This is a genomic window from Microbacterium sp. 13-71-7, from assembly GCF_002257455.1.
GTDB lineage: Bacteria > Actinomycetota > Actinomycetes > Actinomycetales > Microbacteriaceae > Microbacterium.
Genome location: NZ_NCKN01000346.1, coordinates 1 through 3,012, shown reverse-complemented (window position 1 = coordinate 3,012; position 3,012 = coordinate 1). Strand labels below are relative to the sequence as shown.

Annotated in this window: 3 protein-coding genes and 1 pseudogene; 1 reads left to right on the top strand and 3 read right to left on the bottom strand. The window is 73.1% G+C overall.

Annotated features, from left to right (window positions below):
* The 3 genes and pseudogenes from B7X32_RS19950 to hisD form a co-directional block, all read right to left on the bottom strand.
* A pseudogene (locus tag B7X32_RS19950) lies at positions 1 to 674 on the bottom strand (hypothetical protein); the annotation flags it as partial.
* Positions 671 to 1,054, bottom strand: a complete 384-nt coding sequence (locus B7X32_RS19945; RefSeq protein WP_292723755.1) for a metalloregulator ArsR/SmtB family transcription factor — start codon at positions 1,052 to 1,054, stop codon at positions 671 to 673. The gene B7X32_RS19945 and the pseudogene B7X32_RS19950, both read right to left, overlap by 4 nt.
* Positions 1,051 to 2,361 carry a histidinol dehydrogenase gene (gene hisD, locus B7X32_RS19940; protein WP_292723753.1) on the bottom strand — a complete coding sequence of 437 codons (1,311 nt, stop codon included), beginning with the start codon at positions 2,359 to 2,361 and terminating at the stop codon, positions 1,051 to 1,053. The genes B7X32_RS19945 and hisD overlap by 4 nt, the downstream gene beginning before the upstream one ends.
* Positions 2,362 to 2,531: 170 nt before the next feature.
* Here hisD and B7X32_RS19935 point away from each other — a divergent pair, with 170 nt between their 5' ends.
* Complete coding sequence (locus B7X32_RS19935; protein WP_292723750.1) at positions 2,532 to 2,894, top strand: metalloregulator ArsR/SmtB family transcription factor; 363 nt, start codon at positions 2,532 to 2,534, stop codon at positions 2,892 to 2,894.
* Positions 2,895 to 3,012 lie beyond the last annotated feature (118 nt).

Below are 3,012 nucleotides of genomic sequence, written 5' to 3'. Positions count from 1 at the left end.
AACGTGGTGTTCTCGCCGACCGCCTCGGTGCGCACGTCCAGCGCGCCGGACTTGAGGATCGTGCCGGCGAACACCCGGGCGCCGGCCGTCTTGTCCTTCGGCACGCTCTCGCCAGTGACCGGGGCCTCGTCGGCGGCGCCGTCGCCGCCGACGACGATGCCGTCGACCGGGATGCTGTCGCCAGCGCGGACCAGGACGACATCGCCGACGGCGAGCTCGTCGATCGGGATCTCCCGCTCCTGGCCGCCGTCGCGAATCCGGGCGGTGGTCGGCACGGCGCCGATCAGGCCGCGGATGGAGGCGCGGGCGCGGTCGGTGTTCAGGTCGGCGATGAACTCGGCGATCAGGATGATCACCATCAGCACGCTGCCGGCGACCTCCTCGCCGCCGATCAGCGCGAAGATCGTGGCGAGCGTCACGAACAGCTCGGTGCCGATCTTGCGTTCCTTGACGAGCTCGATGATGCCGGTCTTCACCAACGGGTAGAGGCCGATCGCGACCGCGGCCCACAGCACGTAGACGGGGATGAGCTGCTGCCAGTACAGCAGCGCGATGAGGCCGGTCAGCAGGATGCGGCCCACCTCGATCCAGCGGGAGCGGGTCATCAGCGATCGCAGCGTGACGCGTGGCGTGGCGGGCCGGGCGGGGGCGGCGGTGGTCGGTCGGCTGGTCATCGGCGGGGCTCCTCGAACTGGGCGGTCGGGCAGGGAGGTGCGGGGGTCGTGGCGGCGGGGCGGGGCGGGTGCGCGGCGAGGGTCTCGGCGTAGTGCAAGGCGGTGCCGACGAGGTCGGCGGTGTGCGGGTCGGCGAGCCGGTGGCCCAGGCGCCGGCCCTGGAGGGCGGTGTCGAGGAGGCCATGCGCCCGCAGCCGGGCGAGGTGCTGCGCCACGATCCCGCGAGGCCGCCGGAGCCGCTCGGCCAGGGTCCCGACGGACAGGTCCGGGCTGGCGGCGATGAGGAGCACGAGGCGTAGGCGCGTGGTGTCGGCGAGCGCGCCGAAGCGGGCCGCGACCCCCGCCACGATCGCGTCCGGGACCAACCTCACCTCCGTCATGCCGACGAGGTCCGTACCGCGGTGCGCCGGCGGGAGCCGAATCGGGCCTGGACGGCGGCGCCGTGGGCGGGCAGGAGTTCGGCGTCGCTGAGCACCTGGACGGCGTCGCGGAGGCGCTCGAGCGCCGCCTCCGGATAGCGGATGGTCTGCACCGCCCGCAGGAAGCTGTGGACGGTCAGGCCCGAGGCGTGGGTCGCGGTGCCGCCGGTGGGCAGCACGTGGTTGGAGCCGGCGCAGTAGTCGCCGAGGCTGACCGGGGTGGTGGCGCCGATGAAGATTGCGCCGGCGTTGCGGATGCGGCCGGCGATCCCGTCGGCGTCGGCACTGTGCACCTCGAGGTGCTCCGGCGCGTAGGCGTCGCAGACCCGGATCGCCTGGTCGAGGTCGTCGACGAGGACGATGCCGGACTGGGCGCCGGCGAGCGCGGCGCGCACCCGGGTCGCGTTCGGTGTCGCGGCCGCCTGCCGGGCCAGCTCGGCCTGCACCGCGGCGGCCAGCGACATCGAGTCGGTGACGAGGATCGCGGCGGCGAGTTCGTCGTGCTCGGCCTGGCAGACCAGATCGGCGGCGATCAGCACTGGGTCGGCCAGCGCGTCGGCGAGGATCATCACCTCGGTCGCCCCGGCCTCCATGTCGATCGCGACCGTGCCGCGCACGAGCCGCTTCGCCGCGGCGACGTGGACGTTGCCCGGGCCGGTGATGACGTCCACCGGCGCGAGGCGGCGTTCGGCCGCCTCGTCCTCGACGCCGTAGGCGAGCGCGGCGATCGCCTGCGCGCCGCCGATCGCGTAGACCTCCTGGATGCCGAGCATCGCCGCGGTCGCCAGGATCGTGGGGTGCGGCAGGCCGCCGTGCTCGGCCTGCGGCGGGCTGACCAGGGCGATCGAGGCGACACCGGCGACCTGGGCGGGCACGACGTTCATCACCACCGAGGACGGGTAGACCGCCTTCCCGCCCGGCACATACACGCCGGCGCGCTCGATCGGGAACCAGTTCAGCGACACCTGGGCGCCGGCCTCGAAGCCGACCAGCACCGGCGGGGGCAGCTGCGCCGCCGCGAAGCGGCGGCTACGGACGATGACCTCCTGCAGCGCCGCCGGCTCGACCCCATCGAAGCGGGCCGCAAACGCCGCAAGCGCCGCGAAGCCGCCGGTGCGCACCGCGGCGATCGTCGCCGCGGCGGCCGGGATCACCGCCTCCAGGTCCGCGACCGCCCGCGGCAGGACGGCCCGCACCCCAGCCCGGGTGATCGCCTGCCCGCGCAGATCGACAACCCGAAACCCGGCACGCTCGGCCCCATCCCGCATGGCGATCCCTCTCCTTGTTCGCGGCCAGACGGCCGCCCCATCGTCGACGACACCGAGGACGATACCAGCAAGTCTTCGCAACCATGCAGATAATGGGTTCGACGTGGAGGCGACGCTCGCGCTCGGGACTGGATTTGTGCCGGGCGAGGGCGATGCGCGATGATTTGCGTATGCACGCAGACAGGCAGATCGAAGGCGGGGTCGACGCGGAGCTCATCGCCGTCGCCGCGGAAGTGTTTCGGATGCTCGCCGATCCGACCCGGGTCCGGATCGTCCTCGCCCTCGGCGAGTACGGCGAGCTGTCGGTCAACCACCTCGCCGACATCGTCGACAAGGCCGCCCCGGCGGTCTCCCAGCATCTCGCCAAGCTGCGGCTGACCCGGATGGTCTCCACCCGCCAGGACGGCACTCGGGTGTTCTACCGGCTCACCGACGAGCACGCCCAGCAGCTCGTGAACGGCGCGATCCAGCAGGCCGAGCACGCGCTCGACGCCCGTCCCGCCCACCACCACCCCGCGGAGGTCGACGCATGAGCACCCCCGAGCAGCCCGGCGCCCTGCCGCACGAGCACCCGGGCGAGACCCACGAGCAGCCGCACGGCCACGACCATCCCCACGATCACGATCACGATCACGATCACGATCACGATCA

Bases quoted from the DNA above. Each gene is read 5' to 3' on its own strand.
- hisD (WP_292723753.1), bottom strand. From the start codon at position 2,361: ATGCGGGATGGGGCCGAGCGTGCCGGGTTTCGGGTTGTCGATCTGCGC.
- B7X32_RS19945 (WP_292723755.1), bottom strand. From the start codon at position 1,054: ATGACGGAGGTGAGGTTGGTCCCGGACGCGATCGTGGCGGGGGTCGCG.
- B7X32_RS19935 (WP_292723750.1), top strand. From the start codon at position 2,532: ATGCACGCAGACAGGCAGATCGAAGGCGGGGTCGACGCGGAGCTCATC.